Source organism: Ilumatobacter sp. (assembly GCF_049588435.1).
GTDB lineage: Bacteria > Actinomycetota > Acidimicrobiia > Acidimicrobiales > Ilumatobacteraceae > Ilumatobacter_A.
In genome coordinates, this window is record NZ_JBAVYV010000235.1 from 1 (window position 1) to 3,922 (window position 3,922).

Sequence of the window (3,922 nt, forward strand, 5' to 3'; positions counted from 1 at the left end):
CCGCCCCCGCGGCCCTGCTCGCCACCGTCCCGCTCGCCGTCTGAACCCGACGAGCGCAGCAAACGCCGCGGACGCCGCCCTGATCGGCCACACTTGCGACAATGCATGTGATCATCGTCGGTGCGGGCGAAGTCGGTCGATACCTCGCGCAGCGTCTGGGCGCCGAGGGGAACGACATCGTCATCATCGAGCAGGACGAGGTGGTCGCCGCGTCGATCGGCGAGGAGCTCGACGTCCAGGTGGTCATCGGCAGCGCGACGACACCGTCGACGCTGGAGGCAGCCGGTGTGCGCAATGCCGATCTGCTCGCCGGCGTGACCCAGAACGATGAGGTCAACTTCATCGCATCGCTGCTCGCGAAGGAGTACGGCGTGGCGCAGACGGTCGCGCGCATCCAGACCGAGGAGCTGCGCGGCCCGGCCGGCAAGGCGCTGCGTGATGCGATGAAGGCCGATTTGATCATCGACCCCGACGCCGACACGGCGGACGAGATCATGGAGCTCGCACGGGTGTCAGGTGCCGATGAGGTCTACCGGATGTCGGACGGTGAGCTGCTGGTGATCGGTGCGGTGATCAGCGACTCGTCACCACTGGCAGGCAGCACGCTCGCCGAGATCGGCCAGAGCTACGAGCCCAACTGGCGGTTCCTGTTCGGGGCACTCACGCGTGACGGCGAGACGGTCATCCCGCGCGGCGACCAGACGCTCGAGGTCGGCGATCACGTCCGGGTGCTCACGACGCGCGCGACGCGCAACGAGATCCTCGAACTGCTCGGCGCCAAGCATCGGCGCGCGAACAGGGTGATGGTGCTCGGCGGCGGTGCCGTCGGCTCACGCGTCGCCGAACGGTTGACCGAGGAGGGCGCCGACGTCGTGCTCGTCGAGCAGGACCCGGACCGGGCGAAGTACCTCAGCGAACGGCTGCCGTACGTGACCATCGTGAACGGTGACATCGAGGACGTCGACCTGCTCGACGAGGAGTCGATCACCAGGATGGACCTCGTGATCGCGGCGACCGGCGACGATGCGGCCAACGTGCTCGCGTGCGCGTTCGCCGCGACCGAGAACCGCACGTTCACGGTCGCCGTTCTCCACCGACTCGCGCTGTTGCCGCTCGTTCGCCAGTTCGGCATCGACGCGGCGCTCAGCCCACGCACGGCATCGGCGAACGCGGTGTTGCGCCACGTGCGCGGTGGGACGGCATCGGTGGCCACGTTCCTCGAGAGCGACATCGAGGTCGATGAGTTCGCGATCGAGACCGATTCGGCGGCGGACGGAGTCCGCGTCGCCGATCTCCATCTGCCTCACTCGATCGTGCTCGGTGCGGTGACCCGCGAGGGCGCGCCCGCCGAGATCGTCCGTGGCAACACGGTGCTCCACGCGGGCGACAACGTCGTCGTCTTCGCGCGACCGGAGTCGATCCCGGCGCTGCTGAGGGCATTCACGGCGTGAACTTCCGGCGATCACGTGACATCGATCCGCGCGCTCTGCTCGATCCGCGGACGACGGTGGTCGGTCGCGGTGAGCGATTGGTCCGAGCGAACCGCCGCCCGACGCTCGTCGGCCACATCGTCGGCTTGACGATCATGGTGGTGGGGCTCGGCGTGTTTGCGTCGGGCACGGTCGACCTGATCGACCGCGGGGCGAACACGGTCGTGCTGCTGGCCACCGGTCTGGTCATGGCGGTGGTCGGGGGAGCGATCTGGAGATCGACGATCACGCCGACCCGAATTCGTGTCCTCGACGTGTTCACCGCGGTCACGGTCACGTGGATCGTGATCGCCGTCGCGGGTGCCGTGCCGTACATTCTCACCGGGCACTTCGCGCATTGGGACGACGCGCTGTTCGAATCGATCTCGGGGTTCACCACGACCGGTTCGACGGTCACGCCCGACATCGAGGCGACGTCGCACGGATTGCTGTTCTGGCGTTCGACGACGCAGTGGATGGGTGGGATGGGCGTCATCGTGCTCGTCGTCGCCGTGCTTCCGACGGTCGGGTCCGGCGGAATGAGCCTGATGCAGGCAGAGGCTCCCGGGCCGACCGGTGAGCGTCTGACACCGCGCGTCCGCGAGACCGCGCGTCGGCTGTGGGGTGTCTACATCGGGTTCACGATCGTGCTCGCCGCCGCCTACGCAGCTGCTGGGATGAGCGTGTACGACGCGGTCAGCCACAGCTTCACCACGGTGTCGACCGGAGGGTTCTCGCCGTATCAGTCGTCGCTCGGGTACTACGCGTCGCCGGAGATCGAGTGGATCGCGATCGTCGGGATGTTCCTCGCCGGCGGCAGCTTCACCCTCTATTACCGAGCGTTGCGCAAGGACCCGAAGCCGTTGTTCGTCTCGACCGAGTTCCGGATCTACGCCATGGTGGTCGTGGGCGCCACGCTGTGGTGCTACGTCACGGCGGGGAACGGTGAGGGGACGAGCACCGGGTTCCGCGATGCGTTGTTCACGATGACGTCCACGATCACGACCACCGGGTACGTGACCACGGAGTACGGCCTCTGGAGCCAGGCCGCGCAGGCGTTGATCCTGATCATGCTCCCGATCGGGGCGATGGCCGGATCGACGGCGGGCGGTGTGAAGATCCTGCGCGTGATGGCGGTGTCGAGTTTCGCCCACCGTGAGGCCCTCAAGCATCTCCACCCGCGACTGGTGCGCCCGGTGCGTGTCGGGCGCGGGATCCTGTCCGACGACGTGGCCGGCAAGGTCGTCGGGTTCCTGCTGCTGGCGCTCGTGATCTTCGGGGGCGGGTCGTTCTTCATCGCGGCGACGGGCCCGGACATGATCACGTCGTTCTCGGCATCGGCGACGTCGTTCGGCAACGTCGGCCCGGGACTCGGTGCGCTCGATCACGGTGGCGACTTCCTCGCGATTCCGCGCCCGGGACGGGCCATCGCGATGATGCAGATGCTGCTCGGACGACTCGAGATCTATCCGGTGATCCTCGCCCTGTCGGTGATCACGCTGCGGCTCCCGCGTCCCGGCCAACTCCGCCGCACGTCCCACCACTGAGGCCGTGGAAATGCACATCGGTGCCTGGCACCGACGTGCATGTTCACCAGCTGGGGGCGAAGCGGGTGAGGACGGCGGCGAGGCGGTACGCGCGTTCGGCGCCGCCTGATTCGCCGTCGCGCAGTTCATTCGTGGCGATCCGCATCGCCGCACCCATCGCGGCTTCGCTGCGGATGCCGGTGGAGAGTGCGGTCCGCAGCAGCCAGGGACGACCGAAGAACCGGGCGCTGAGCCGTCCGACCTTGTGGTACTGGCCGAGCGCTTCGTCGAGGAGCGCCGGGTACTGCTGCAGCGTCGTCGAGTTGCCGACGGTCAGGGCCTCGTCGAGCACATCGGCGGCCGTGCGGCCCGTCGCGAGCGCGGCGCGGACGCCGTGCCCGTTGAACGGATTGGCCATTCCCGCGGCGTCGCCTGCGACCAGGAAGGTCGGCCCCATCGTGGGGGAGACCGATCCGCCGAGCGGGGTGCGTCTCCTGATGGGATCGACGAGTCGTTCGCGTGGATCGAATCGCCACCGGTCGGCAACGGATTCGACGAACGTGTCGAGCAGTTTGACGACGTTCACGCCGTGGACGTCGCGGTAGCTCGACAGCATCGACACCCCGACGTTCAACGTGCCGTCCCCGACCGGGTGTACCCAGCCGTGTCCGGTCACCGGGTGACCGGCGGCATCGAGCGGGCCGAGCATCATCTCGATCCAGGAGTCGCTCGTCCGCTCGCTCGTGACGTAGGTGCTCGCCGAGATCGCATAGGGCCAGCGGCGGTCCCGGTGCGTTCCCAGCCCGCGTCCGAAGCGGCTGTTCGCACCGTCCGCGACGAGCAGGAATCGGCATCCGATGTCGGTCGCGCCGTCGACGGTCTCGACCGTCGCCCCGCGGATGAAGCCGCGTTCGACGGTCGGGGTGG

2 protein-coding genes and 1 pseudogene are annotated in these 3,922 nt (G+C 68.2%); 2 read left to right on the forward strand and 1 reads right to left on the reverse strand.

Features of this window, described 5'->3' with window-relative positions; genetic code table 11:
• Positions 1-101: 101 nt before the first annotated feature.
• Positions 102-1,451: a Trk system potassium transporter TrkA gene (gene trkA, locus WBV89_RS09245; RefSeq protein ID WP_423981049.1), complete on the forward strand. Its 1,350-nt coding sequence runs from the start codon at positions 102-104 to the stop codon at positions 1,449-1,451.
• Positions 1,448-3,016, forward strand: a complete 1,569-nt coding sequence (locus WBV89_RS09250; protein ID WP_423981050.1) for a TrkH family potassium uptake protein — start codon at positions 1,448-1,450, stop codon at positions 3,014-3,016. The genes trkA and WBV89_RS09250 overlap by 4 nt, the downstream gene beginning before the upstream one ends.
• A gap of 43 nt (positions 3,017-3,059) precedes the next feature.
• Here WBV89_RS09250 and WBV89_RS09255 read toward each other — a convergent pair.
• Positions 3,060-3,922, reverse strand: a pseudogene (locus tag WBV89_RS09255) (hypothetical protein); the annotation flags it as partial.